Here is a 25,821-nt window from a genome sequence, read left to right on the forward strand (position 1 = left end):
GCGCCCCGCCGGCACACCGCCCCCGCCCGTCCCCACCCCCGGACGTCCGCACCGCCCGGTGCGGGAGCGGCGCGGCGGGGCCAGGAGCGGCCGGAACGCGACAGCACGCGTTCCTCCCCGGACGTGACGACAGCGCGTTCCTCCCCGGACGTGACGACAGCGCGTTCCTCCCCGGACGTGACGACAGCGCGTTCCTCCCCGGACGTGACGGCGCGGGACCCGCGGCCGCCGTGGCCCGCGACCGTCACCGCGGTCGCCGCCAGGACCAGCAGGACGACCGTGCGCAGGGCCGGGCCCATGCCGTGCGCGAGGTCGGGGTGGCCGGCGAGGACCGTGCCGGTGACCGCGACACCGAGGGCCGCGCCGACCTCGCGGGCCGAGGTGCCCAGACCGGAGCCGAGACCCGCCTGGTGGGCGGGCAGGGACGTGACCACGCCGAGGGTGAGCGCGGGCATGCACAGCCCGGTGCCGGACGAGATGACCAGCCGCCGGCAGGCGTACGTCCAGTAGGGCGTGCCGGCGCCGACGGTGGACGCGCCGAGCAGGCCGAGGCCGATCACGGCCAGGCCGCCGCCGATCACCGCACGGGGGTGCGCGGACCAGCGGGCCACCAATCCGCGCCACGACGCCGATCCCGCGCACGCCTGGCTGCGCGACTGCCTGCGGGACCTGATGGCCCAGTGGTCGGCCGATGCCCGGCGACACCCCCTGGTGCCGTGAACGGTCCTCATGCAGTCTTCGACCCGAGGGCTGGAAGCCGTGCGGGCCGCTGGGGCGAGCGCCCCGGAGGTGTGTCGCGGTTTGTCCGGTCCGCTTCTTGACATTCCGCTTTCCCGGCCGATCGCCGCCCCCTATGCTGATAGACCGTCAACTCAACCGTTGACGGCAGTCTTTTCACGCATCGGGGGAGTGGGTGGCGTGAGCACCGCGTACCTGCCGCAGCAGCCGCAGCCGACACAGGCGGGGGCCCACCCGGCGCCCCCGCCCGTCCCGCCGCACGCCAGCGAGGCCACCCGGCTGCTGTGCGCCGGCACGTATCTGGATTCCGGTTACCGCGACCGGGTGATCGAGGAACTGCACCTCAACGAACAGCGGTTCGTGGCGCCCTCGCTCGGACTCGACGCGGCGCGGGTCCTCGCGCACGCGCTGCGGGCCCGCCGCCAGGAGCTGCAGTGGGCCGGGGCGATCGTGGTCCTGTGGGTGGTCGGTACCGCCCTGACCGGTGGCCTGCTGGGCCTTTTCCTGGCGCCCAGCCTGTATCTGGCGGTCGCCGGCTGGATCCGGGGGCGGGAGGAGCGCCCGTCGATGTACCGCCGGGTGCCCGCCTTCCTCGTGCGCTGGTGGGGCCGCGGGCTGTTCGCGTTCCTGCTGGTCGTCACGGTGATCGCCGCGTTCGGCGGTTTCGGCGACGACTCCTCGCCGTACCCCACCTCCTACGGCTCGTCCGACTCCTACGGCGGCCTGTACGGGAGCTCCTCCGGCGGGCCGAGTCCCACCGACGTACTGGTCCCCAGCGCCGGCGGTGTCAGCGATCTGATCAAACCCTGGCAGGCCTGGGCCACGCTCGTGCTGTTCGCGCTCATCGCGCTGTGCCTGGCCGCGCAGCGCGGCCGGTTCGCCAGGGCCATGGCGGCCGAGCTGTCCCCGCAGTGCTTCCCCGACGCCGCCGGTGACCCCGCCGAGCGGGGCGAGGGGGAACGGTTCCAGCGGCTGAAGGACCGGATCCGGGTGGAGCAGCACGCTCCGCTGGCCATGTACCACGAGATGCGCCCGTTCTGCGGGGCGGGTGTGGCCTACCAGACCTGGGTGCTCGCGATCGAGCTCAAGCCGGACGGCCTGAAGAAGGAGCAGCAGCCGCTCAGCAACCGCGCGGTCCTGGAGAAGATCCGGCCCCTGCTGGAACGGCTGCGGCTGACCGCCGAGTACGCCGGGCCGGGCGTGCGCGACCGGCTGCGCTGGCTGGAGATCGACGAGTGCGTGTTCCTGCCGGCCGAGGGCCTGCTGCGGCGCGAGGACGCGCCCCACCACCCGCAGTCCGTCGAGGAGCACCGGGCGCGCGCGGTGGAGGAGGGCGGCGAGAAGCGCCGGCACTTCCTGCGCATCCGCGTCGGCGGCTGGGAGGAGGAGCTCGTCGTCACCGTCTTCGTACGCATCCACACCCAGGGCCGTATGCTCATGCTGGAGGTCGCCCCGCACGTGCTGCTGCCGGTGCGCGAGGACTTCAAGGACGCCGATCGCACCGCCCACCGGTTCCGGCACAACAACGTGGTCGGCAAGGCGGCCTGGGCCGTCGCCCGGGTGCCCGGCTCCGCCGTCGGCTCCCTGGTCGTCCTGGGCAAGGCCCTGTGGTACGCGTGGCGGCTGCTGACCGGCGGCTACGCGAACGCGCTGCCCGACGGCCCCGCCGTGTCGGTGCGCGAGCTCGGGTCGGCGCCGGCCGGCTCGCTGTTTCAGGAGATGGACGTCTCCCGCTACCTGAAGAGCATCCAGGACCGGGTCGCGCACGGTGTGCGGGCTGCGCTGGCCGAATCCGGTTACCAGACCGGCGAGTTCGTCCAGCAGATCAACAACATCAGCAACGGCGGTGTGCACATCGGCCGGGTCCAGGACAGCACCTTCGCCGTCGGCGACCACGCCTCCGCTACCACGGGCGGCCCCGGGCCGCAGAAGGGATCCGGCAGCGATGACCAGCGATGAGCCGGGCGTCACCATCGGGGACGTCTCGCACAGCACCTTCGCCATCGGCAGCCACGCGCATGCCGAGAGCCACCACCACGCGGCTGCGCACGACGCGGCCGCCGAGGAACTGCTCCAGGCGGTGCGCGAGCTGCGCGCCGACCTCGCGCGGGTGCGGACGAACGACGGGACCAGAGTGCTCGACGAGGCCCTGGCCGACACCGAGAACGAGATCACCCGCACCGGCACGGCCGGTGAGAGCAGGCGGCAGCGGCTGCGCGAGCTGCTCACCGACGCCCAGTCGGTGCTCGGGCTGTTCACGTCGGCCGGAACCGTGGCCGGCCTGCTGGGGATGTAGAGGGGGAGGACACCGTGGGCAACGGGGGCACCGGGGGCGGGCGGTACTGGAACGAGGATGCCCAGCGCTGGGAGGACGGAACGGCGGACAGCGCGCCCGTGACCCCGCCACCGCCCGCGCGGCCGGACCGCGCACCGCTGACGCCGCCCGCCGGCGTCCAGGACCCGGACGCGCCGACCAGCACGGCCCTGTCGATCCCGCCCCGGCCGCCGTCCGCCCTGGGCGGCGGCCCCGCGGTGCTCCCGCCGGGCGAGCCGGGCGCGGTCCCGGCGGCGGTGCCCGCGGCTTCGCCGGGAGACCTCGTTCCTCCGCCCGTGCCGTCGCCGTACCTGCCGTCCGCGTACGGGCCCGCGGCCGACGGGGCCTGGCCGCCGGCCGCGCCGGTCTCCGTGCCCGCCGCGCCCGGTGGGCACAGCCGGCGCACGGTGTGGACGGTGATCGGGGCGTCCGCCGCGGTCGGCGTCGCGGTGAGCCTGGTGGTGACCCTGGGCCTCGGCGGCGGCCAGAAGGACCACCGGGGCGCCGCCCCCGCGAGCAGTACGCCCGCGACCGCCGGTCCGTCCCCGACGACGTACGCCACCGAGGAGTCCGCCACCGGCGCCTCGTCCCCGTCACCGTCCGCGGACGCGCCCCCGGCCGGCTACACGAGCCACGTGGACCAGCAGGGCTTCCGCATCGCCGTGCCCGACGGCTGGACGCGCTCCTCGGTGGCCTCCCAGTACGGCATGGACGTGGTCAACTTCCGCAGCGCGGGAGGGGACCGGCGGCTGCAGGTGTACGAGGTGGCGGAGTCCTCCCCGGACGAGTCGTTCAACCTGTACCTCTCGCCGTCGGTGCCGAAGCCCCCCGGGTTCCGCAAGCTCTCGCTGCAGAACCTGGACACCGGCGACTTCACCGGCTCCCGGATGGAGTATCTGGCAGACTCCCTCAAGGGCGAGCCCGGCATCGGCACCTGGCACGTCGTGGACGAGCGCTTCCAGGCCGCCGACGGCAAGCTCTACGCGATCGCCTCCTACGGCCCCGAAGCCGACGGCCGGGCCGACGAACGCGAGGTCCTGGACACGGCGGTCAAGTGGTTCTGCCCGCCCTACACCTCCTGCGGAAGCTGAATCCCCACCCATCTTCCGCCCCTTTTGTCCCCCCGTGTCCCCAACTTCCGTGACCCACGCCACTTTCGGCTGCGGATTGCGCATGCAATTCGCCGAAAGGGGCAGGCGCTCACGGTCCCTGTGAGTGACATCTACGTAACACAGGGCCACTGAGCGGGAACGGAAGGCACTACCGATCATGGCGGACCATACGAATCCTCAGGCGCGCGGCACCATTCACGCGGGAGGGGAGTGGCTGGAAGCGGTTTCCGGAGCCACGCGCGAGATCCTCGACCCCGCGGACGCGACGCCCTTCGCCGTGGTCGCAGAGGGCGACGAGAAGGACACGGACCGGGCGGTGGACGCGGCCCGGCGTGCCTTCGACGGCGGCGAGGGCGCCTGGCCGCGCACCCCGGTCGCCGAGCGCGCCGCCCTGCTGCGCCGGGTCGCCGGCCTGCTGGTGCGCGACCGCGAACGGCTCGGCCTGCTGGAGAGCCGGGACGCGGGCAAGACCGCGGAGGAGGGGCGGGTCGACATCGACTGCGTCGCCGACGCCTTCCGCTACTTCGCCGACCTGGTCGCCGCCGAGGCTCCCGGCCGGGTCGTGGACGCGGGCTCGCCCGACATCCACAGCGTCGTCGTGCACGAGCCCGTGGGTGTCTGCGCACTGATCACCCCCTGGAACTACCCCCTGCTCCAGGCCAGTTGGAAGATCGCCCCGGCGCTCGCCGCCGGCAACACCTTCGTGATCAAGCCGAGCGAGATCACCCCGCTGACCACGATCGCCCTGATCGAGCTGCTCGTCGAGGCGGGCCTGCCCGCCGGTGTCGCCAACCTCGTCACCGGCCCCGGTCACACGGTCGGCGCCCGGCTCGCCGAGCACCCCGACGTCGACCTGGTCTCCTTCACCGGCGGCCTGGTCAGCGGCACCAAGGTGGCCCAGGCCGCCGCCCCGACCGTCAAGAAGGTCGCCCTCGAACTCGGCGGCAAGAACCCCAATGTCGTCTTCGCCGACGCGTGCGCGACCGACGAGGCCTTCGACACCGCCGTGGACCAGGCCCTCAACGCGGCCTTCATCCACAGCGGCCAGGTCTGCTCGGCGGGCGCGCGCCTCATCGTCGAGGAGTCCGTCCGGGACCGCTTCGTCGCCGAACTCGCCCGCCGGGCCGAGAAGATCCGCCTGGGCCGCGGCACCGAGGCCGGAGTCGAGTGCGGCCCGCTCGTCTCCGAGCAGCAGCGTGCCAAGGTCGAGGCGTACGTCGCCTCCGCGCTCGCCGAGGGCGCGGTGCTGCGCGCCGGCGGCAAGCGGCCCGAGCCGTCGCCGGAGCGGCCCGCCACCGGCTACTTCTACGAACCGACCGTCCTGGACAGCTGCAACCGCCATATGAAGGTGGTCCGCGAGGAGGTCTTCGGCCCGGTGCTCACCGTCGAGACCTTCCGCACCGAGGCGGAGGCGGTGGCCCTCGCCAACGACACCGAGTACGGCCTCGCGGGCGCCGTCTGGACCACCGACGCGGGCCGCGCCCGCCGCGTGGCCGGCCGGCTGCGCCACGGCACCGTCTGGATCAACGACTTCCACCCCTATCTCCCGCAGGCGGAGTGGGGCGGCTTCGGCAAGAGCGGTGTGGGACGCGAACTCGGCCCCGCCGGGCTCGCCGAGTACCGCGAGACCAAGCACGTCTACCAGAACCTCGCGCCGAGGCCGGTGCGCTGGTTCGCGGGCTGAGTCGACCCCGGGCCGCACCCCCGAAACCCGTACCGCCGAGCCCGTACCGCCGAACCCGTCCCCAGGACCGCACCGCCCCGAGCCCGCACCCCCGGGCAGACGCGGAGCCCCGCCCCCCGGCGCCCCCCGAAGACACCCGAAACGTCCAGCCCCCCACCGGAGTACCACCCCCATGCCCCATAACGCCCACGAGTACGACTACGTCGTCATCGGTGGCGGAACGGCCGGTTCCGTCATCGCCTCCCGCCTCACCGAGAACCCGGACGTCACCGTCGCCGTCATCGAGGGCGGCCCCAGCGACGTCGACCGCGAGGACGTGCTGACCCTGCGCCGCTGGATGGGCCTGCTCGGCGGCGAGCTGGACTACGACTACCCGACCACCGAGCAGCCGCGCGGCAACTCGCACATCCGGCACAGCCGCGCCCGCGTCCTCGGCGGCTGCTCCTCGCACAACACGCTGATCTCCTTCAAGCCGCTGCCGTCCGACTGGGACGAGTGGGAGACGGCCGGCGCCAAGGGCTGGGGCGCGGTCCCGATGGAGGCCTACTTCGCCCGCCTGCTGAACAACATCGTCCCGGTCGACGAGCGGGACCGGAACGCGATTGCCCGCGACTTCGTCGACTCCGCCCAGGCCGCCCTCGGCGTGCCCCGCGTCGAGGGCTTCAACAAGAAGCCGTTCACCGAGGGCGTCGGCTTCTTCGACCTCGCCTACCACCCCGAGAACAACAAGCGCTCGTCGGCGTCGGTGGCCTATCTGCACCCCGTGATGGACGAGCGCCCGAACCTGACCATCCTGCTGGAGACCTGGGCGTACCGGCTCCAGCTGAACGGCACCCGCGCCGAGGGCGTCCACGCGCGCACCAAGGACGGCGAGGAGACCCTGGTACGGGCCCGCCGCGAGGTGCTGCTGTGCGCCGGCGCCGTGGACTCGCCCCGCCTGCTGCTGCACTCGGGCATCGGACCGAAGGCCGACCTGGAGTCGCTCGGCATACCCGTCGCGCACGACCTGCCGGGCGTCGGCGAGAACCTGCTCGACCACCCCGAGTCGGTGATCGTCTGGGAGACCCACGGCCCGATCCCGGAGAACTCCGCGATGGACTCGGACGCCGGCCTGTTCGTGCGCCGCGACCCCGAACACGCGGGCCCGGACCTGATGTTCCACTTCTACCAGATCCCGTTCACGGACAACCCCGAGCGCCTGGGCTACGAACGGCCGCCGTACGGCGTCTCGATGACCCCGAACATCCCCAAGCCGAAGAGCCGCGGCCGGCTGTACCTCACCAGCCCCGACCCGTCGGTCAAACCCGCCCTCGACTTCCGCTACTTCACCGACGAGGACGACTACGACGGCCGCACCCTCGTCGACGGCATCCGCATCGCCCGCGAGATCGCCCGGACCGAGCCGCTGGCCGGCTGGCTGAAGCGGGAGGTGTGCCCCGGCCCGGACGTCACCGGGGACGAGGAACTCAGCGAGTACGCCCGCAAGATCGCGCACACCGTGTACCACCCGGCCGGCACCTGCAGGATGGGCGCCGCCGACGACGAACTGGCCGTCGTCGACCCGGACCTGCGCATCCGGGGCCTGGACGGCATTCGTATCGCCGACGCGTCCGTCTTCCCGACCATGCCCGCCGTGAACCCGATGATCGGGGTGCTCATGGTCGGGGAGAAGGCCGCAGACCTGATCGGAGGTGAGGCCTGATGGCTCTCACGGTTCCCACTCGTAAGCCGCCCACCGGCGACTCGGCCGACGCCCCCGTCTTCTCGGTCGACAGCCTGTGGAAGGTCTTCGGCCCGAAGGCCGACCGCGTTCCGGCCGACCCCGAGCTCACCGGGCTCACGCCCGCCGACCTGCGCGAGCGCACCGGCTGCACGGCCGCCGTCCGCGATGTCGGCTTCGACGTGCGCAAGGGCGAGGTCTTCGTCGTCATGGGTCTGTCCGGCTCGGGCAAGTCCACGCTGGTGCGCTGTCTGACCCGGCTGATCGAGCCGACCGCGGGCACCATCGCCATCGACGGCGAGGACGTCCGCGCCATGGACAGGTCCCGGCTGCGCGAACTGCGCCGGCACCGCGCCGCGATGGTGTTCCAGCACTTCGGCCTGCTGCCGCACCGCACCGTCCTCGACAACGTGGCCTACGGCCTGGAGATCCAGGGCATGGCCAGGAGCGACCGCCGCGAGAAGGCCGCCGAGGTGGTCGCGAAGGTCGGCCTGGAGGGCATGGAGCAGCGCCGCCCCGGCCAGCTCTCCGGCGGCCAGCGGCAGCGCGTCGGCCTGGCCCGTGCCCTCGCCGTCGACCCGGAGGTCCTGCTCTTCGACGAGCCGTTCAGCGCGCTGGACCCGCTCATCCGGCGGGACATGCAGGACGAGGTGATCCGGCTGCACCGGGAGGAGGGCCGCACGATGGTCTTCATCACCCACGACCTGAGCGAGGCCCTCAAGCTCGGCGACCGCATCGCCCTGATGCGGGACGGCCGGATCGTCCAGCTCGGCACCCCCGAGGAGATCGTCGGCTCCCCGGCCGACGACTACGTCCGCGAGTTCGTCCGCGACGTACCGCGCGAGCAGGTCATCACCGTCCGTACGGCCATGCGGCCCCCGTCCGCGAAGAAGCCGGTCGACGGCCCGGCGGTCGACCCCGACGCCACCGTGGCGGAGGCGATCGAGGCGGTGGCGCGCACCGGTTCCCCGGCCCGGGTGATGGAGGACGGACGCTGCCTGGGGGTGGTCGACCACGAGTGCCTGCTCGGGGTCGTGGCCGGGACGGAGACGGCCAGGGAGGCGGTCTGATGGCGACGATCACCGCTTCCGCCCCGCGCGTCGCGCTGCCCGGAGTGCTCGGGCGGCCCGCCCTGCGCAAGCTCCTGGTGCTCGCGCTCGCCGCGGCCGTCCTGGTGCCGATCGCGAACGCCCAGTGGGCGAGCGGCAGTTGGCCCCAGGCGCTCACCGTGGACCTGTCCAAGCCGCTGGGCAGCGCCAGCAACTGGATCATCGACAACCGCGACAGCCACCCGCTGTTCCTGTACTTCTTCGGCTACATCAGCAACGCGGTCGTCATCTCCGTACGCGCCGTCTACCTCACCCTGCTCGCCGCCGGCTGGGCGGGTGTGACGGCCGCCGCCGCCCTGGTGGCCTGGCGGGTGGCCGGGGTCCGGCTCGCCCTGGGCACCGGCGCCGCCTTCCTCGCCTGCGGCCTGCTCGGCATGTGGGTGCCGACCATGCAGACCCTCGCCCTGATGGTGGCCGCGGTGCTCGCCTCCGTCGTGGTGGGCGCGCTGCTCGGCCTCGCGGCCGGGCTGTCCGACCGGATGGACCGCGCCCTGCGCCCGGTGCTGGACACCATGCAGGTGCTCCCGGCCTTCGCGTACCTGCTGCCCGTGGTGCTGGTCTTCGGCATCGGCGTGCCCGCCGCCGTCCTCGCCACCGTCGTCTACGCCGCACCGCCCATGGCCCGCCTGACCTCCCTCGGTCTGCGGGGCGCCGACCCGGAGGTGCTGGAGGCGGTCGACTCCCTGGGCGCCACCGCGCGCCAGCGGCTGTTGACCGCCCGTATCCCGCTCGCCCGCAAGGACCTCCTGCTCGGCCTCAACCAGACGATCATGATGGCGCTGTCCATGGTGGTCATCGCCTCCGTGATCGGCGCGGGAGGCCTCGGTGACCGCGTCTACCAGGCCCTGGCCTCGGTCGACGTGGGCGCGGCGCTGGCGGCCGGGATCCCGATCGTGCTGCTGGCCGTCGTGCTGGACCGGGTGACCGCGGCGGCAGGCGAAGGCCTGGGTGGCGAGCGGCGCGGCGTGAGCGGCTGGGCCTACGCGGCCGCGGCCACCGTCGCCGTCGCCCTGGCCGCGCGGCTCGCGGACCGCCTCGACTGGCCCTCGGGCTGGACGGTCGGCATCGCCGAGCCGGTCAATCGCGCGGTCGACTGGATGACCGCCCACCTGTACTCCGGCGTCCCGTACATCGGCGGCACCGCCGACTGGGCGGGCCACTTCACCACCTGGGTCCTCGACCCGGTGCGGTCGGGTCTGCAGTGGCTGCCCTGGTGGGCGGTGCTGCTGATGGTCGCCGCCCTGGCCTGGCTGATCGGCACCTGGCGCACCGCGCTGACCGCCGTCCTGGCCATGGCCACGATCGGCGTGCTCGGCGTGTGGAAGCCGTCCCTGGACACCCTGTCCCAGGTGCTCGCCGCGGTCGCCGTCACCCTGGTCCTCGGCTTCGCCACCGGCATCGCGGCCGCCCGCAGCGACCGCTTCGAGAAGGCGCTGCGCCCCGTCCTGGACGTCTTCCAGACGATGCCGCAGTTCGTGTACCTGATCCCGGTCGTCGCGCTCTTCGGCGTCGGCCGCGCCCCCGCCGTCGTCGCGGCCATCGTGTACGCCCTTCCCGCGGTCGTCCGCATCACCGCGCAGGGCCTGCGCCAGGTCGACCCGGCGGCCATGGAGTCGGCGCGCTCGCTCGGCGCGACCAGCGGCCAGCAGCTCCGCCAGGTCCAGCTGCCGCTGGCCCGCCCGGCGCTGCTGCTGGCGGTCAACCAGGGCGTGGTCCTCGTCCTCGCCGTCGTCATCATCGGCGGCCTGGTCGGTGGCGGCGCGCTCGGCTACAACGTCGTCTTCGGTCTCGCCCAGGGCGACCTGGCGACCGGCCTGGTCGCCGGGCTCGCGATCGTCTGCCTGGGCCTGATGCTGGACCGGGTGACCCAGCCCACCGAGCGACGCGCGCGGAAGGGAGCGTGAGATGACCATGAACCGCAGGACGGCGCTGATCGCCGCCACGGCGGCCGGCCTCTCGCTGCTCACCGGCTGCGGCGCCGCCGACATGACCAAGCAGGCCTCGCCCTTCGCCAACGCACAGGGCTCCAAGACCGTGACCCTGTCCGTGCAGTCCTGGGTCGGCGCCCAGTCCAACGTGGCCGTCGCCCAGTACCTCCTGGAACACAAGCTCGGCTACCGCGTCGACACGGTGCAGGTCGACGAGGTGCCGGCCTGGGACGCGCTGAGTCAGGGCCGGGTCGACGCGATCCTGGAGGACTGGGGCCACCCCGACCAGGAGAAGCGGTACGTCGAGGACAAGAAGACGATCGCGCGCGGCGGCGACCTCGGGGTGACCGGGCACATCGGCTGGTTCGTCCCGACGTACCTGGCCCAGCAGCACCCCGACATCACCGACTGGCGCAACCTCAACAAGTACGCCTCGCTCTTCCGCACCGCGGAGAGCGGCGGCAAGGGCCAGCTGATGGACGGCTCCCCGTCCTACGTCACCAACGACAAGGCGCTGGTGACGAACCTGAAGCTGGACTACCAGGTCGTCTTCGCCGGCTCCGAGGCGGCGCAGATCACGCAGATGCGGCAGTTCGCCAAGGCGCACAAACCCTTCCTGACGTACTGGTACTCGCCGCAGTGGCTGTTCAAGAAGGTCCCCATGACGGAGGTGAAGCTGCCGCCGTACAAGGACGGCTGCGACGCGGACGCGGCCAAGGTCGCCTGTGCCTACCCGCACACCCCGCTGCAGAAGTACCTCAACGCCGGCTTCGCCCGGCACGGCGGCAAGGCGGCGGCCTTCCTGAAGAAGTTCAAGTGGACGACCGAGGACCAGAACGAGGTCTCCCTGTCGATCGCCGACCAGAAGCTCACCCCGGCCGAGGCGGCGAAGAAGTGGGTGGACAGCCACGAGTCCACCTGGAGGACGTGGCTGTCCTGACGCCCTGACCTGATCCGCCGGACAAGGGCTGGAAACCAGTGCCCCGGCAGGCAGCGTTCGCCACGTCGCGGCGCCCGGCGCTCCCCCAAGCTCTTCGAGCAGGGGGGACCCCCACTCGCCGCACCGGCCGAAAGCCCAAGTACGTCCAGTACGAGGACTTCCGGCCGGCACGCCGAGAGCACGCTCCCCCGAGCTCTCGGCTTCGCCCGAGCAGGGGGGACCCCCATGACGTCACTCCTTGACGGGCGAACGTTGCCTTCCGGGGCACTGGCCCAGCTCCGCCGCGAGCCTGTGCAGGGCCTGGACCGTGCGCCGCTGCAGTCCCGGTCCGAACGTGACGCGGGTGGCCCCGAGTTCGCCGAGTTCGGCGGGCGAGGGGCCCTCGCCGTCCAGGCGCGCGAAGACGTTCACCGGCCCCTGGATCCCGGACCGCAGCAGCGGCAGTACGTTCGCCGGGGCGCCGATGGGATACACGCAGTCGGCGCCCGCGGCGACGTACAACGCGGCTCGCTCGATGGCCCGTTCGGGATCGGCGACACCTCTGATGAAGGTGTCGATGCGGGCGTTGAGGAACAGCCGGCCGGCCGCGGCCCGGCGGACCTCGGCCAGCCAGTCGGCGTGCCGGTGCGGGTCCTTGAGAACACCCCCGTTGGAGTCCTCGAGGTTGCACCCCACCACGCCGGCCTCCAGCAGCCGTTCCACCAGCTCCCCGGGCGCCAGCCCGTACCCGCCCTCGACGTCCGCCGACACCGGCACGCCCACCGCCCGGACGATCCGTGCCACGGCCGCGAACATCTCGCCGGCCGGCGTCGCCCCGTCCTCGTACCCGAGACAGGCGGCGACCCCCGCACTGGGCGTGGCCAGCGCCGGGAACCCGGCCTCGACGAACACACGGGCGCTCGCCGCGTCCCAGGGGCCGGGCAGGACCAAGGGGTCCCCGGGCGTACGGCTGCGGTGCAGCGCACGGAACTCCTCGACCTTGCTCACGCCGGGAACCTCCGGTCCGTACGCGTCACCGCGGTCCTCACCTGTACTGGCCCGGCTGGTAGTGGCCCGGCACCGCGCGGGTCGTCACCCCGAACCGGTTCCACGCGTTGATCACCACGATCGCGGCGATGAGCTGAGCCAGCTCGGCCTCGTCGAAGTGCTTGGCCGCCTTCTCGTACACCTCGTCCGGCACGAAGCCGTCCGTCAGGACTGTGACCGTCTCGGTCAGTTCGAGAGCCGCGAGCTCCTTCTCGGTGTAGAAGTGCCGCGACTCCCCCCACGCGCTCAGCTGCACGATCCGCTCGACGCTCTCACCCGCCGCGAGCGCGTCCTTGGTGTGCATGTCGAGGCAGAACGCGCAGCGGTTGAGCTGCGAGGCGCGGATCTTCACCAGCTCCCGCAGCCGCGCGTCCAGCCCCTGCCCGGCGGCCGCCTCCAGCCGCACCATCGCCTTGTAGACCTCGGGGGCGTGCTGCGCCCAGGCGAGCCTGGGGGCCTGCTCGGGTGCGAATTCGCTTGTCATGGTGTCGTCGTTCCTGGTCATGATTCGACCCTAGGGGCGAGGCAGCCCAGGAGTATGGTCCATTTCCATGGCGAGAACATGGGCCACTTTCGGCGTCGACCTGCACCTGGAACCGACCGGTCCGGGGGTGCGCCGCGGACTGACCGACGCCCTGCGCGAAGCGGTCCGCACCGGCCGCCTGACTCCCGGCACCCGGCTGCCCTCCTCCCGCTCCCTCGCCGCCGACCTGGGCATCGCCCGCAACACGGTCGCCGACGCCTACGCCGACCTGGTCGCCGAGGGCTGGCTCACCGCCCGTCAGGGCTCGGGCACCCGGGTGGCCCCGGGGGCGCCTCCCACGCCCTGCGGGCGGCGGGGGAGGGCGGTGCCCGGGGCTCCGGGCCGGTCGGCGCAGCCCCGGCGCGAGCCCGGCCGCCCCGCGTACGACCTGACGCCGGGCACCCCGGACCTCGCCTCCTTCCCGCGTACGGAGTGGCTCAGGGCGGCCCGTCGCGCCCTCGCGTCGGCACCCAACGAGGCCCTCGGCTACGGAGACCCGTGCGGCCGCGTCGAACTGCGCACCGCGCTCGCCGGCTACGTCTCCCGGGCGCGCGGCGTGCGCGCGGACGCCGACCGCATCGTGGTGTGCTCCGGTTTCGCCCAGGGACTGAAGCTGCTGGGCGAGGTCCTCGCCCGGCGCGGACTGGACTCGCTGGCTGTGGAGGCCTACGGCCTGGACGTGCACCGGACGATCGCGGAGCAGGCCGGCCTGGGCACGGTCCCGCTGCCGTTCGACGACTTCGGCACCCGACCCGACGTGCCCGCCGGGGTGTCTGCGGTGCTGCTGAACCCCGCGCACCAGTTCCCCATGGGCGGGGTGCTGCGCCCGCGCCGCCGCGCCGCCGTGGTCGAGTGGGCCCGCCGCACCGGGGGGCTGGTCCTGGAGGACGACTACGACGGCGAGTTCCGCTACGACCGCCAGCCCGTGGGTGCGCTGCAGGACCTCGATCCGGAGCATGTGATCCACCTGGGCACCGTCAGCAAGTCCCTCGCCCCCGGGCTGCGCCTGGGCTGGATGGTGCTGCCCGGCTCCCTGCTCCCGGACGTGGTCGCCGCCCGGCGCGCCGGCGGCTGGTCCGGCGGCGTCCTGGACCAGCTGACCCTCGCGGAGTTCATCACTTCGGGCGCCTACGACCGGCACATCCGCGCCGCCCGCCTGCGGTACCGGCGCCGCCGCGACGCCCTCGTCCGGGCTCTGGCGGAGCGAGCGCCCCGGATCCGGGTCACCGGCATCGCCGCCGGACTGCACGCCGTCCTTGAGCTGCCGCCGGGCACCGAGTCGTCGGTGGTACGGGCGGCAGCCTGGCAGGGACTCGCCGTCCACGGCCTCTCCCGCTTCCGCCACCCGCGGGCCACCACCGAACCGCTGGACGCCCTCGTCGTCGGCTACGGCACCCCACCGGACCACGCCTGGGCGGGTGCGCTGGACGCGCTGTGCCGGGTGCTGCCGTGAGGCGCCGCCGTCACGCCTCCTCGACCGGGGCCTCCCCGAAGCGGGCCAGTGCCAGTGCCCCGGCCACCGCCACCGCGAAGCCCACCACCGCGAGCCAGGTCAGGCCCTCCCGCGTGCGGTCGCCGAGCCACACCACGCCCACGGCCGCGGGCCCGATGGTCTCCCCGATCACCATGCCCGCGGTGGCCGTGGTCACCGCGCCGCGCTGCAGGGCCATGGTCAGCAGCACGAAGGCGCCGACACTGCCGAGGACCAGGGCGTACGTCGCCGGGTTGGTGAGCAGGACCGACGGGGTGAGCGAGTCGATCAGGCGCACCGCGACCTCGACCACGCCGAACCCGAATCCGGCCCCCAGCCCGAGCAGCAGTCCCTGCCCGCGGCCCGCGAGCCGGCTGCTCAGCGCGCCCAGCACCAGGACCGCGACCGAGGTGACGAGCATCGCCCACTTCAGCACCGGCGACCCCTCCCGGCTGCCCTCCGCCCCCGAGGCCAGCCCCAGCATCGCCATCCCGGCGCAGACCACGCCGACCGCGCTCCACTCCACCCCGCTCAGGCGTGCCCGAAGCAACCGGGCGGCGGCCACCGCCGTCACCGCGAGGCTCGACGCGAGGGCCGCGCCGACCACGTAGATCGGAAGCGACCGCAGCGCAATGATCTGCAGCAGGAACCCGAGGCCGTCCAGCGCCAGCCCCGCCAGGTACCGCCACTGACGCACCGCGCGCAGGAACAGCGCCGCGTCCGAGCCGCCGCCCGTGCCGGCGGCTCGCGCGGCGACCGCCTGGAGCACCGTCGCCGTACCGAAACAAACCGCCGCACCAAGCGCACACACCATTCCAAACAGCACGAAGCGACTGTAGGGGAGCGCTAGATCCGCGGCCCGACCGGGTACCGGTTCTCACCTGTCTCTAGTCTTTCTGCCGGCAACCGGCGAAGGACCGGTCGACCGAGGGCACGTCCAACGGGGAGAACGGGAGACGGGACATGCGGGACATGGGGGACGCACACCGGCGGCTTCGCTCGGGCACGGTCGTACTCGGCGGCATGGGGCTGCTCGCAGCCGCACTCACCGCCTGCTCCTCCGAACCGGACCAGCGCTGCGTCGACCGCGACAGCTACACCGCGGCCAGGGGTTACCGGATCGTCTCCGACAAGAACTGCAGGTCCGCCAAGACCGCCGTCGACGGCACCTGGTACTACGGCGGCAGGAAGAACGGCGGCTGGATCAGTGGCGGTTCCTTCACCACGCCCCGCAAGGGCTCGGGCGGCTCCGGCGGTTCGAGCGGTGGCCACGGCAGCGGCGTCCACCGCGGTGGCTTCGGCGGTGGCAAGGGCAGCTCCGGCGGCTGACGAGGGCCCAAGGCGGCACAGGCGGCACAGGCAGGACGGGCACAGGCGGCACAGGCAGGACGGCACAGGCGGCAGAGACGGCAGAGACGGCAGACATGGAACGGCGAACGATCGAACCCCGGCCGGGCTGGCAGCAGACCGTGGAGGCACAGGGGCTCATCTACCCCCTCACCCGCCACCCCGACGGCTCCCTCCTTCCCTACTGGGACGAGAGCGCCCACTACGTCTTCGGCCTCCCCGAGGTGGAGGCGCTGGAGGAGGCCGTCGGGGAACTCCACCGCATGTGCCTCGCGGCGGCGGACCACATCGTCACCGCCGACCGCTTCGCCGACCTCGGCATCACCGACCCGCGCCTGGCCGAGGCGGTTTCCGAGGCATGGCACCGGCGGGCCGACCTCCCTTCCCTCTACGGCCGTTTCGACCTGCGCTACGACGGCACCGGCCCGGCGAAACTGCTCGAGTACAACGCCGACACCCCCACCTCCCTCGTCGAGGCCGCCTCGCCCCAGTGGTTCTGGATGGAGGAGCGCTTCCCCGGCGCCGACCAGTGGAACTCCCTCCACGAACGCCTCGTCGCCGCCTGGAAGAAGCAGGCCCCGCTGCTGCCGCCCGGCCCGCTCCACTTCGCGCACTCCAGCGCCGACGAACTCGGCGAGGACCTCATGACGGTGGCCTACCTGAAGGAGACCGCCGAGCAGGCAGGGCTCGACACCGACTGGATCTCGATGGAGGAGATCGGCTGGGACACGTTGTCCGGGCGGTTCGTGGACAACGACCTCCGGTTCATCCGCAGCATCTTCAAGCTCTACCCGTGGGAATGGCTCACCACCGACCGCTTCGCCGGCCACGTCCTCGACACCCTCGACAACGGCGGCGGGACCGGCAGCACCCTGTGGATCGAACCCGCCTGGAAGATGCTCCTCAGCAACAAGGCGCTCCTGGCCATCCTGTGGGAGCTGTATCCCGGGCACCCGAACCTGCTGCCCGCCCACCTGGACGGCCCGCGCGGGCTGGCGGCGACGACCGGGTACGTCGCCAAACCGCTGCTGGGCAGGGAGGGAGCCGGCGTGACCGTCCACGGGCCCGGCACCGACCCCGTGGTCCGCGACGAGCCCTGCTGCTACCAGGCCCTGGCCCCCCTGCCCGCCTTCGACGGCAACCACGTCGTCCTCGGCGCCTGGGTCGTCGACGGCGAGGCCGCGGGCCTGGGCATCCGTGAGTCCGCGGGCCTGGTCACGGACGAGTACGCCCGCTTCCTGCCGCACGTGATCCTCTGAAGGCGAACCCCCGGCTCGGAGCGGGCCCGATCCGCCGCACAGGCCCTACCCGCCCAGCACCCCGCGCAGCTGGTCCAGGCCCCAGTCCAGGTCCTCCTTGCTGATCACCAGGGGCGGGGCGATCCGGATCGTCGAGCCGTGGGTGTCCTTCACCAGGACGCCCCGGTCCATCAGCTTCTCGGAGATCTCCCGGGCCGTGCCGAGCGCCGGGTCGACGTCGACGCCCGCCCACAGGCCGCGCCCGCGAACCGCCGTCACCCGCCCGGTGCCGGCCAGCAGCCCCAGCTCCCGGTGCAGGTGCTCACCGAGCTCCGCGGCCCGCGCCTGGAACTCGCCCGACCGCAGCATCGCCATCACCTCCAGCGCCACCGCGCACGCCAGCGGGCTCCCGCCGAACGTCGACCCGTGCTCGCCCGGCCGGAACACCCCGAGCACGTCGCGCGACGACACCACCGCGGACACCGGCACGATCCCGCCCCCGAGCGCCTTCCCCAGCACGTACACATCCGGTACGACACCCTCGTGCTCGCAGGCGAAGGTCCGGCCCGTGCGGCCCAGCCCCGACTGGATCTCGTCGGCCACGAACAGCACGTTCCGCTCCCGCGTCAGCTCCCGCACCGCCGCCAGATAGCCGGCCGGTGGAACCAGGACCCCCGCCTCCCCCTGGATCGGCTCGAGCAGCACGGCGACCGTGTTCTCCGTGACCGCCGACCGCATCGCCGTCATGTCCCCGTAGGGCACGATCTCGAACCCCGGCGTGTACGGCCCGAAGTCCGACCGCGCCTCCGGGTCGGTGGAGAAGCTGATGATCGTCGTCGTCCGCCCGTGGAAGTTGTTGCCCGCCACCACGATCTTCGCCATTTCGCCGGGCACGCCCTTGACCCGGTAGCCCCACTTCCGGGCCGTCTTCACGGCCGTCTCGACCGCCTCCGCACCCGTGTTCATCGGCAGCACCGTCTGCATCCCGCACAGCTCGGCCAGCTGCCCGCAGAACGCGCCGAACAGGTCGTGGTGGAACGCCCGCGAGGTCAGCGTCACCCGCTCCATCTGCGCCTTGGCCGCCTCGACCAGCCGCCGGTTGCCGTGCCCGAAGTTCAGCGCCGAGTAGCCGGCCAGCAGATCGAGATACCGGCGGCCCTCCACGTCGGTCATCCAGGCCCCGTCAGCGGTGGCGATCACCACCGGCAGCGGGTGGTAGGTGTGCGCGCTGTGGGCGTCGGCGGCGGCGATGAGGTCTTCCGTAGTGGTCACGGCAGCTCCCGGGGATGAGGGTCACCCCCTTCCTATCCTCGCTCGCATGCCGGACGCGGCAGACTCCCCGTCCGGCACGCCCGGTAGGCTGATCAACGGGCCGTGACTGGCGCGCTTGGGATGGGACCGACCATCGGGGAGCGGCCCGGAGACAAGCGATTGTGAGCCGTGCGCCTGGGCCAACCGTGAACGCTGTACACACGCCGTCCGGAGGTCCCCATGCCAGAGCAGCCCCTCTCCACCGAGTCCACCGCCTTCCGCGCCGCCCTCGACGTGATCCGCGCCGTGGAGCCGCGGGTCGCCGACGCCATCGGCCAGGAGGTCACCGACCAGCGCGAGATGCTCAAGCTGATCGCCTCCGAGAACTACGCCTCCCCGGCCACCCTCCTGGCGATGGGGAACTGGTTCAGCGACAAGTACGCCGAGGGCACCGTCGGCCGCCGCTTCTACGCCGGCTGCCGCAACGTCGACACCGTGGAGTCGCTCGCCGCCGAGCACGCCAAGGAGCTCTTCGGCGCCGCCCACGCCTATGTCCAGCCGCACTCCGGCATCGACGCCAACCTCGTCGCCTTCTGGGCCGTCCTCGCCCAGCGGGTCGAGGCCCCGGCCCTGGAGAAGGCCGGTGTCCGCCAGGTCAACGACCTCTCCGAGGCCGACTGGGCCGAGCTGCGCCGAGCCTTCGGCAACCAGCGCATGCTCGGCATGTCCCTGGACGCCGGTGGCCATCTCACCCACGGCTTCCGCCCGAACATCTCCGGCAAGATGTTCGACCAGCGCTCCTACGGCACCGACCCGGCCACCGGTCTGATCGACTACGCGGCCCTGCGCGCCTCCGCCCGCGAGTTCAAGCCGCTGATCATCGTCGCCGGGTACTCCGCCTACCCCCGTCTGGTGAACTTCCGGATCATGCGCGAGATCGCCGACGAGGTCGGCGCCACGCTCATGGTCGACATGGCCCACTTCGCGGGCCTGGTCGCGGGCAAGGTCCTCACCGGCGACTTCGACCCGGTCCCGCACGCCCAGATCGTCACCACCACCACCCACAAGTCGCTGCGCGGCCCGCGCGGCGGCATGGTCCTGTGCGACGACTCCCTCAGGGACCAGGTCGACCGCGGCTGCCCGATGGTCCTCGGCGGTCCGCTCCCGCACGTCATGGCGGCCAAGGCCGTCGCCCTCGCCGAGGCCCGGCAGCCCTCCTTCCAGGACTACGCCCAGCGCATCGTCGACAACTCCAGGGCCCTCGCGGAAGGCCTGATGCGCCGGGGCGCCACCCTGGTCACCGGCGGCACGGACAACCATCTGAACCTGATCGACGTGGCCTCGTCCTACGGCCTCACCGGCCGCCAGGCGGAAGCGGCGCTGCTGGACTCCGGCATCGTCACCAACCGCAACGCGATCCCGGCCGACCCCAACGGCGCCTGGTACACCTCCGGCATCCGCATCGGCACCCCGGCGCTGACCACGCGCGGCCTCGGCACCGCCGAGATGGACGAGGTGGCGGGCCTGATCGACCGGGTCCTGACCACCACACAGCCGGGCACGACCAAGTCGGGTGCCCCGTCCAAGGCCGCCCACGTCCTGGACGAGAAGACCGCGGAGGAGATCGCCCAGCGGGCGACGGACCTGGTGGCGGGCTTCCCGCTGTACCCGGAGATCGACCTGGGCTGAGCCGGCCCGCAGGGGCGCGGGGCCGCATGGGTGTGCGGCCCCGCGGCGCGGGTGCGATCGGCCCACCACGGTCCGCAGTTCCCCACGCACCGACCCCCCCGCGCTCTCTGAGACAATGAAAGACATGGCGACTGACCGACCCCGCGTGCTCTCCGGAATCCAGCCCACGGCAGGCTCGTTCCACCTCGGCAACTACCTCGGCGCCGTCCGCCAGTGGGTGGCCCTGCAGGAGTCCCACGACGCGTTCTACATGGTCGTCGACCTCCACGCGATCACGGTCCCGCAGGACCCGGAGGAGCTCCGCGCCAACACCCGGCTGGCCGCCGCCCAGCTGCTGGCCGCCGGGCTCGACCCGGACCGCTGCACGCTCTTCGTTCAGAGCCATGTCCCCGAGCACGCCCAGCTGGCCTGGGTCATGAACTGCCTCACCGGCTTCGGCGAGGCGTCCCGCATGACCCAGTTCAAGGACAAGTCCGCCAAGCAGGGCGCCGACCGGGCGTCCGTCGGCCTGTTCACGTACCCGATCCTGCAGGTCGCCGACATCCTGCTCTACCAGGCCAACGAGGTGCCGGTGGGCGAGGACCAGCGCCAGCACATCGAGCTCACCCGCGATCTCGCCGAGCGTTTCAACGGCCGCTTCGGCGAGATCTTCACGGTCCCGCGGCCGTACATCCTCAAGGAGACCGCGAAGATCTACGACCTGCAGGACCCGTCGATCAAGATGAGCAAGTCGGCCTCCACGCCGAAGGGCCTCGTCAACCTCCTCGACGATCCGAAGGCCACCGCCAAGAAGGTCCGGAGCGCGGTCACCGACACCGACACCGTCATCCGGTTCGACCCCGAGACCAAGCCCGGCGTCAGCAACCTCCTCACGATCTACTCGACGCTCACGGGCGCGGGTATCACCGAACTGGAGGAGAAGTACACCGGCAAGGGCTACGGTGCGCTCAAGACCGACCTCGCCGAGGTCATGGTCGAGTTCGTGACGCCGTTCCGGGAGCGGACCCAGCAGTACCTGGACGACCCGGAGACGCTGGACTCGATCCTGGCCAAGGGCGCGGAGAAGGCGCGCACGGTCGCCGCGGAGACCCTCTCCCAGGCGTACGACAAGGTCGGTTTCCTGCCCGCGAAGCACTGACGGGCACCGAGGCGCACCACCGCACGCACGTACCTGGGACAGAGCGCTGCACATCACTATGGCTGCGCCTGCCCACAAGGCGGCGGTGGTCGTACAGTCGATAGCCGGACGGCTGTGACGAAACGGCCGAGAACCGCTGAGAACCAAACAGACACGACGACAGGAGACGACGTGGGGACCGTAACGATCGGCGTGTCGATCGCGGTCCCGGAGCCCCACGGCAGCCTGCTCCAGGAGCGGCGCGCGGGCTTCGGCGACGCCGCGGCTCACGGCATCCCCACGCACGTCACCCTGCTGCCGCCGACCGAGGTCGACGCCGCCGACCTGGCGGCCGTCGAGGCGCACCTGACCGAGGTCGCCACGGCCGGGCGCCCCTTCGTGATGAGGCTGTCCGGCACCGGTACCTTCCGGCCGCTGTCGCCGGTGGTGTACGTGCGGGTCGTCGAGGGCGCCGAGGCGTGCGCGTGGCTGCAGAAGCAGGTCCGCCACGCGTCCGGACCCGTGGCGCGTGAACTCCAGTTCCCCTACCACCCGCATGTGACGGTGGCGCACGGCATCGACGACGCGGCGATGGACCGCGCCTTCGCGGAACTCGCCGACTTCGAGGCCGAGTGGCCGTGCACCGGCTTCGCCCTCTACGAGCAGGGCACCGACGGGGTGTGGCGCAAGCTGCGGGAGTTCACCTTCGGCGGCCGTACGGTGGTCCCCCCGCAGCCGGCCCACGCGGACCGCGACTCGCTGCCCACCGGCTGACACCCGCCACGGCGCGGCCGCGGCCACCGGGCGGGTGGCGGCGCCCCGGCTACAGCGGCAGCCGCCGGAACACCGCGCGCGGCAGGTGCCGCAGCGCCGACATCACGATGCGCAGCGCGCCCGGCACCCACACCGTCTCCGAGCGCCGCCGCAGCCCGAGTTCGACGGCCGTTGCGACCTCTTCCGGTGTCGTCGCCAGCGGCGCCTCCTCGCGACCGGCCGTCATCCGCGACCGGACGAACCCGGGGCGTACGACCATGACGTGCACGCCGGTGCCGTGCAGCGCGTCGCCCAGGCCCTGGGCGAAGACGTCCAGACCGGCCTTGCTGGAGCCGTAGAGGAAGTCCGTGCGCCGGGCGCGCTCGCCGGCGACCGAGGAGAGCACCACCAGCGATCCGTACCGCTGGTTCTGCAGTTCCCGCGCGCTGACCAGGCCGGCGGAGACCGCCCCGGTGTAGTTGGTCTGCGCCACCCGCACCGCGTTCAGCGGCTCCCGCTCGTCGTACGCCTGGTCGCCCAGGACGCCGAAGGCCAGCAGCACCATGTCGACGGCGCCCTCGGCGAAGACCTTGCCGAGCGCCGTCTCGTGGGACTCGGGGTCGAGGGCGTCGAAGGCGACGGTGCGCACGTCCGCCCCCAGGGTGCGCAGGTGGGCGGCGGCCTCCTCGAGGCCGGGTGAGGGGCGGCCCGCCAGCCACACCGTGCGCGTGCGGCGCGCGATCAGACGGCGCGCGGTGGCGAGCGCGATCTCGGACGTACCGCCGAGGACGAGCAGGGACCGGGGGAGAGCGGAAGCATCCTTCACGAAAGAGGACTTTATCGCTCATATATGGGCGTTTCTGCTGAGAAACGCGGTGTTCGGGCCGACGGTGAGCGGGCACAGTCGGATCATGGACTGGCTGAGGAACCTCCCCGTCATCGGTCCGCTGGTGGCCCGGCTGATGGCCACGCATGCGTGGCGGTCGTACGAGCGCCTGGACCGGGTGAAGTGGACGCGGCTGGCCGCCGCGATGACGTTCATCAGCTTCGTCGCGCTCTTCCCGCTGCTGACGCTGGCCACCGCGATCGCCGCCGCCACTCTGAGCGCCGAGCAGCAGCACCAGCTCCAGAACAAGATCGCTCAGCAGTTCCCCGGCCTCTCCGGCCAACTCGACATCAACGCACTGGTCGAGAACGCCGGCACCGTCTCTCTCGTCGCGGGCGCCGCCCTGCTGCTCACCGGCATCGGCTGGGTCGGTCAGATGCGGGACTGCCTGCGCGCGGTGTGGGAGCTGCCCGACCGCGCGGAGAACCCGTTCCTGGGCAAGCTCAAGGACGCCGGTGTCCTCATCGGCTTAGGCGGCGCCGTGCTGCTCACGCTGGCGGTCTCCACCGTTGCCTCGGCCGCCGTCGGCTGGGTGTCCCGGCAGATCGGGCTGGGCGAACACGGCTGGGGCAGCGTCCTGTTGCGGGTCATCGCGTTCGCCGTCGCCGTACTCGCCGACTTCCTCGTGCTGCTGTACGTCCTCACGCTGCTGCCCCGGGTGGAGCCGCCGCGCCACCGTCTGCTCGTCGCCGCGCTGACCGGGGCCGTCGGCTTCGAGCTGCTGAAGCTGCTGCTCAGCGGTTACATCCAGGGCGTCGCGACGAAGAGCATGTACGGTGCCTTCGGCGTGCCGGTCGCACTGCTGCTGTGGATCAACTTCACCGCCAAGCTGGTCCTCTACTGCGCCGCCTGGACGGCGACGCAGAGCGGGGACGGCGAGCGGGGCGAGGGGGCCGGCCTCACGGACGGGTCCGACGACGCATCAGGTCCGGCAGCGGCCAGCGCCGGTTGACCAGGAACGCCCCGGCCGCGAGCAGCACCAGCACCCCGCCGGTGATCGCCAGCGCGACCCCCATACCGCCGGAGCCGTCCTTGGCGGCGGCGCTCGCCACCGGCTTCGCCGAGGAGCCCCCGCCCGCTCCGCCGCCCGCCTGGCCGCCCGAGGGGCTCGTGCCCGGCTGGGCGCTCCTGGGCGGCACCAGCTCACCCACCGGCTGCACCTTCCCGGCCGCCTGGAAGCCCCAGTCGAAGAGCCTGGCGGTCTCCTTGTAGACCTCGTTGTGCTCCTTCTTCTGCGGGTTCATCACCGTCACGAGCAGGACCTTGCCGCCCCGTTCGGCGACGCCGGTGAAGGTGGCGCCCGCGTTGGTGGTGTTGCCGTTCTTCACACCCGCGATGCCCGGGTACACCGGGACGTCGCTGTCGCCGGACAGCAGCCGGTCGGTGTTCTGGATCTCGAAGGACTCACGCACCGTTTTGCCCGTCTTGTCCTTCTTCGTCTCGCCGGGGAACGACGCCCGCACCGTCGAGCAGTACTCGCGGAAGTCCTTCTTCTGCAGTCCGGAACGGGCGAACAGTGTGAGGTCGTACGCCGACGACACCTGGCCGGGTGCGTCATAGCCGTCCGGGGACACCACGTGGGTGTCACGCGCCTGGAGTTCCTGTGCGTGCGCGTTCATGTCCTGCACGGTCTGCCCGACGCCGCCGTTCATCGCGGACAGCACATGCACGGCGTCGTTGCCCGAGCGCAGGAAGACGCCCAGCCACAGGTCGTGGACGGTGTAGATCTCGTTCTCCTTTATCCCGACCAGACTGGAGCCCGCGCCCATCCCGGCCAGGTCGGTCACGGCGACCTTGTGGGTCTCGGTCCGGGGGAACTTCGGCAGCACCGTGTCGGCGAACAGCATTTTCAGGGTGCTGGCCGGGGGAAGCTGCCAGTGCGCGTTGTGCGCGGCGAGCACCTGACCGGACTCGGCGTCGGCCACGATCCAGGAGCGTGCCGTGAGGTCCTTCGGCAGCACCGGGACGCCGCCGCTCGGATTGACCTGCGTACCGGCCTGCCCGAGGCGGGCGCCGCCCACGTTCGACATGTGCGCCGGGGGAGTGGCCGACGGGCTCGTCGTGGGGGCGGGCGCCGCCACGGCGGCAGGCGCGGCCAGCGAAAGGGAAAACGAAAGCGGCAACGAAAGCGGCAATGAAAGGGACAACAAGGTGGCGGAAGTGACCAGCAGGGATCGCCTGGCGGTCTTCTGAGGTGCAGGCACGGTCGAGAACGTACCTGCCGTGGGCGCCGGAGTCCCACCACCCGCCCCACCCCGGCCACCGAGCCGGACGTCCGGCAGCGATACTGAACCTATGAAGCTCAGCCGCCCGCTTTCCTGGTTCCTGCTCGCCTTCGGGGTGTGGAGCTGGGTCATCTGGGTCACTTTCGTCAAGAATCTCGTCAAGGACAGCAGCGGGCTCGCGTTCGACCACGGGCACCCGACGGCGTACTTCTGGGTGCACCTGGCGCTCGCCGTCGTCTCTTTCGTATTGGGGACGGTCATCGGCGTCATCGGGTTGCGCGGACTGCGCGCACTGCGCCGGACGTCATAGCGTTCCGGACACCGACCGGGACCGACGGAGGGACAGGGCGCCATGGTGGTCGTCTTCGTGCTCGTGGCGCTGCTCGCCGTGGCCGCCGTGGTGGCGGGCAACTGGTACGTGTGGCGCCGCCTGTTCCGCGACACCACCCGTGGCCCCGGTGTGGCGCGGCGCGCGGGCGCGGTGATGATCGTCGGCGGCTGGGCGCTGGCCGTCGGGGCCCTCGTCGCCGAGCGCGCCGGGGCACCCTTCTGGCTCCAGCGCGTCCTCGCCTGGCCGGGCTATCTCTGGCTGGCCCTGTCGCTCTACCTGCTGCTGGGCGTGGTGGCCGGTGAGGTCGTACGGCCGCTGCTGCTGCGGTTCGCCGAACGGCGTGCCCGGCGAGCCCGACCGGAACCCGTCGCCGCGACCGCACCGCGGACGGCCCCCGTGACGGCCGCGGCCATCACGGA

23 protein-coding genes, 2 pseudogenes and 1 riboswitch are annotated in these 25,821 nt (G+C 72.4%); of the genes and pseudogenes, 18 read left to right on the plus strand and 7 right to left on the minus strand.

Features of this window, described 5'->3' with window-relative positions; translation table 11 throughout:
* Positions 1–224: 224 nt before the first annotated feature.
* Positions 225–614, minus strand: a pseudogene (locus AB0A61_RS04460) (MFS transporter); the annotation flags it as partial.
* Here AB0A61_RS04460 and AB0A61_RS04465 point away from each other — a divergent pair.
* The 9 genes from AB0A61_RS04465 to AB0A61_RS04505 all read left to right on the plus strand — a co-directional run bounded on the left by AB0A61_RS04465 (position 514) and on the right by AB0A61_RS04505 (position 11,545).
* Positions 514–720 (plus strand): hypothetical protein, encoded by a 207-nt coding sequence (locus AB0A61_RS04465; protein ID WP_361285860.1) that lies wholly within the window; start codon positions 514–516, stop codon positions 718–720. The pseudogene AB0A61_RS04460 and the gene AB0A61_RS04465 overlap by 101 nt on opposite strands.
* 198 nt (positions 721–918) lie before the next feature.
* Complete coding sequence (locus AB0A61_RS04470; protein WP_361285862.1) at positions 919–2,697, plus strand: hypothetical protein; 1,779 nt, start codon at positions 919–921, stop codon at positions 2,695–2,697.
* The gene (locus AB0A61_RS04475; RefSeq protein ID WP_361285865.1) at positions 2,684–3,034 is read left to right on the plus strand and encodes a hypothetical protein; all 351 of its coding nucleotides are present in this window, start codon (positions 2,684–2,686) and stop codon (positions 3,032–3,034) included. The genes AB0A61_RS04470 and AB0A61_RS04475 overlap by 14 nt, the downstream gene beginning before the upstream one ends.
* A 14-nt stretch (positions 3,035–3,048) precedes the next feature.
* Positions 3,049–4,143, plus strand: a complete 1,095-nt coding sequence (locus AB0A61_RS04480; protein ID WP_361285868.1) for a hypothetical protein — start codon at positions 3,049–3,051, stop codon at positions 4,141–4,143.
* Between the two features lie 178 nt (positions 4,144–4,321).
* A complete protein-coding gene (locus AB0A61_RS04485; RefSeq protein ID WP_361285870.1) occupies positions 4,322–5,848 on the plus strand; it encodes an aldehyde dehydrogenase family protein in 1,527 nt (508 codons plus the stop codon).
* A 172-nt stretch (positions 5,849–6,020) separates the two neighbouring features.
* Positions 6,021–7,550 (plus strand): GMC oxidoreductase, encoded by a 1,530-nt coding sequence (locus AB0A61_RS04490; protein WP_361285873.1) that lies wholly within the window; start codon positions 6,021–6,023, stop codon positions 7,548–7,550.
* A complete protein-coding gene (locus tag AB0A61_RS04495) occupies positions 7,550–8,638 on the plus strand; it encodes a glycine betaine/L-proline ABC transporter ATP-binding protein (RefSeq protein ID WP_361285876.1) in 1,089 nt (362 codons plus the stop codon). Before AB0A61_RS04490 ends, AB0A61_RS04495 begins: the two co-directional genes overlap by 1 nt.
* Positions 8,638–10,581, plus strand: a complete 1,944-nt coding sequence (locus tag AB0A61_RS04500) for an ABC transporter permease subunit (protein ID WP_361285879.1) — start codon at positions 8,638–8,640, stop codon at positions 10,579–10,581. Before AB0A61_RS04495 ends, AB0A61_RS04500 begins: the two co-directional genes overlap by 1 nt.
* 7 nt (positions 10,582–10,588) lie before the next feature.
* The gene (locus AB0A61_RS04505; protein WP_361286245.1) at positions 10,589–11,545 is read left to right on the plus strand and encodes an ABC transporter substrate-binding protein; all 957 of its coding nucleotides are present in this window, start codon (positions 10,589–10,591) and stop codon (positions 11,543–11,545) included.
* Positions 11,546–11,776: 231 nt separating this feature from the next.
* Here the strand turns inward: AB0A61_RS04505 and AB0A61_RS04510 are convergent, their stop codons facing one another.
* Entirely contained in the window at positions 11,777–12,532 is a 756-nt protein-coding gene (locus tag AB0A61_RS04510) for an isocitrate lyase/phosphoenolpyruvate mutase family protein (protein WP_361285882.1), read from the minus strand.
* A 37-nt stretch (positions 12,533–12,569) separates the two neighbouring features.
* Entirely contained in the window at positions 12,570–13,076 is a 507-nt protein-coding gene (locus AB0A61_RS04515) for a carboxymuconolactone decarboxylase family protein (RefSeq protein WP_361285885.1), read from the minus strand.
* Between the two features lie 46 nt (positions 13,077–13,122).
* On the opposite strand from AB0A61_RS04515, the gene AB0A61_RS04520 reads away from it, so the two are divergent.
* Positions 13,123–14,547: a PLP-dependent aminotransferase family protein gene (locus AB0A61_RS04520; RefSeq protein WP_361285888.1), complete on the plus strand. Its 1,425-nt coding sequence runs from the start codon at positions 13,123–13,125 to the stop codon at positions 14,545–14,547.
* A gap of 10 nt (positions 14,548–14,557) precedes the next feature.
* Here the strand turns inward: AB0A61_RS04520 and AB0A61_RS04525 are convergent, their stop codons facing one another.
* Positions 14,558–15,379, minus strand: coding sequence for a hypothetical protein (locus tag AB0A61_RS04525; protein ID WP_361286248.1), 822 nt, complete (start codon positions 15,377–15,379; stop codon positions 14,558–14,560).
* A gap of 158 nt (positions 15,380–15,537) precedes the next feature.
* Here AB0A61_RS04525 and AB0A61_RS04530 point away from each other — a divergent pair, with 158 nt between their 5' ends.
* Both AB0A61_RS04530 and AB0A61_RS04535 read left to right on the plus strand, forming a co-directional pair.
* Entirely contained in the window at positions 15,538–15,894 is a 357-nt protein-coding gene (locus AB0A61_RS04530) for a hypothetical protein (protein WP_361286251.1), read from the plus strand.
* Positions 15,895–15,989: 95 nt separating this feature from the next.
* Entirely contained in the window at positions 15,990–17,171 is a 1,182-nt protein-coding gene (locus AB0A61_RS04535; protein ID WP_361285891.1) for a glutathionylspermidine synthase family protein, read from the plus strand.
* A 45-nt stretch (positions 17,172–17,216) separates the two neighbouring features.
* Here the strand turns inward: AB0A61_RS04535 and rocD are convergent, their stop codons facing one another.
* A complete protein-coding gene (gene rocD, locus AB0A61_RS04540; protein ID WP_361285894.1) occupies positions 17,217–18,422 on the minus strand; it encodes an ornithine--oxo-acid transaminase in 1,206 nt (401 codons plus the stop codon).
* 92 nt (positions 18,423–18,514) lie between these two features.
* Positions 18,515–18,609: riboswitch (ZMP/ZTP riboswitch) on the plus strand.
* 32 nt (positions 18,610–18,641) lie between these two features.
* On the opposite strand from rocD, the gene AB0A61_RS04545 reads away from it, so the two are divergent.
* The 3 genes from AB0A61_RS04545 (at position 18,642) to AB0A61_RS04555 (ending at position 21,981) form a co-directional block, all read left to right on the plus strand.
* Complete coding sequence (locus tag AB0A61_RS04545) at positions 18,642–20,090, plus strand: glycine hydroxymethyltransferase (RefSeq protein WP_361285897.1); 1,449 nt, start codon at positions 18,642–18,644, stop codon at positions 20,088–20,090.
* 124 nt (positions 20,091–20,214) lie between these two features.
* A complete protein-coding gene (trpS, locus tag AB0A61_RS04550; RefSeq protein ID WP_361285900.1) occupies positions 20,215–21,228 on the plus strand; it encodes a tryptophan--tRNA ligase in 1,014 nt (337 codons plus the stop codon).
* Between the two features lie 171 nt (positions 21,229–21,399).
* On the plus strand, positions 21,400–21,981 hold the full coding sequence (locus tag AB0A61_RS04555; RefSeq protein ID WP_361285902.1) for a 2'-5' RNA ligase family protein: 582 nt from the start codon (positions 21,400–21,402) through the stop codon (positions 21,979–21,981).
* A 49-nt stretch (positions 21,982–22,030) separates the two neighbouring features.
* On the opposite strand, the gene AB0A61_RS04560 is transcribed toward AB0A61_RS04555, so the two are convergent.
* Entirely contained in the window at positions 22,031–22,786 is a 756-nt protein-coding gene (locus AB0A61_RS04560) for a decaprenylphospho-beta-D-erythro-pentofuranosid-2-ulose 2-reductase (protein ID WP_361285905.1), read from the minus strand.
* Positions 22,787–22,871: 85 nt separating this feature from the next.
* On the opposite strand from AB0A61_RS04560, the gene AB0A61_RS04565 reads away from it, so the two are divergent.
* Positions 22,872–23,798, plus strand: a complete 927-nt coding sequence (locus AB0A61_RS04565; RefSeq protein ID WP_361285908.1) for a YihY/virulence factor BrkB family protein — start codon at positions 22,872–22,874, stop codon at positions 23,796–23,798.
* Here AB0A61_RS04565 and AB0A61_RS04570 read toward each other — a convergent pair.
* On the minus strand, positions 23,746–25,050 hold the full coding sequence (locus tag AB0A61_RS04570) for a D-alanyl-D-alanine carboxypeptidase (RefSeq protein WP_361285911.1): 1,305 nt from the start codon (positions 25,048–25,050) through the stop codon (positions 23,746–23,748). The two genes, AB0A61_RS04565 and AB0A61_RS04570, sit on opposite strands and share 53 nt — an antisense overlap.
* A 91-nt stretch (positions 25,051–25,141) precedes the next feature.
* On the opposite strand from AB0A61_RS04570, the gene AB0A61_RS04575 reads away from it, so the two are divergent.
* Both AB0A61_RS04575 and AB0A61_RS04580 read left to right on the plus strand, forming a co-directional pair.
* Positions 25,142–25,381: a hypothetical protein gene (locus AB0A61_RS04575; protein WP_361285914.1), complete on the plus strand. Its 240-nt coding sequence runs from the start codon at positions 25,142–25,144 to the stop codon at positions 25,379–25,381.
* 42 nt (positions 25,382–25,423) lie between these two features.
* Positions 25,424–25,821, plus strand: a pseudogene (locus tag AB0A61_RS04580) (metallophosphoesterase); the annotation flags it as partial.

This window comes from Streptomyces sp. NPDC046197 (assembly GCF_040646295.1).
GTDB lineage: Bacteria > Actinomycetota > Actinomycetes > Streptomycetales > Streptomycetaceae > Streptomyces.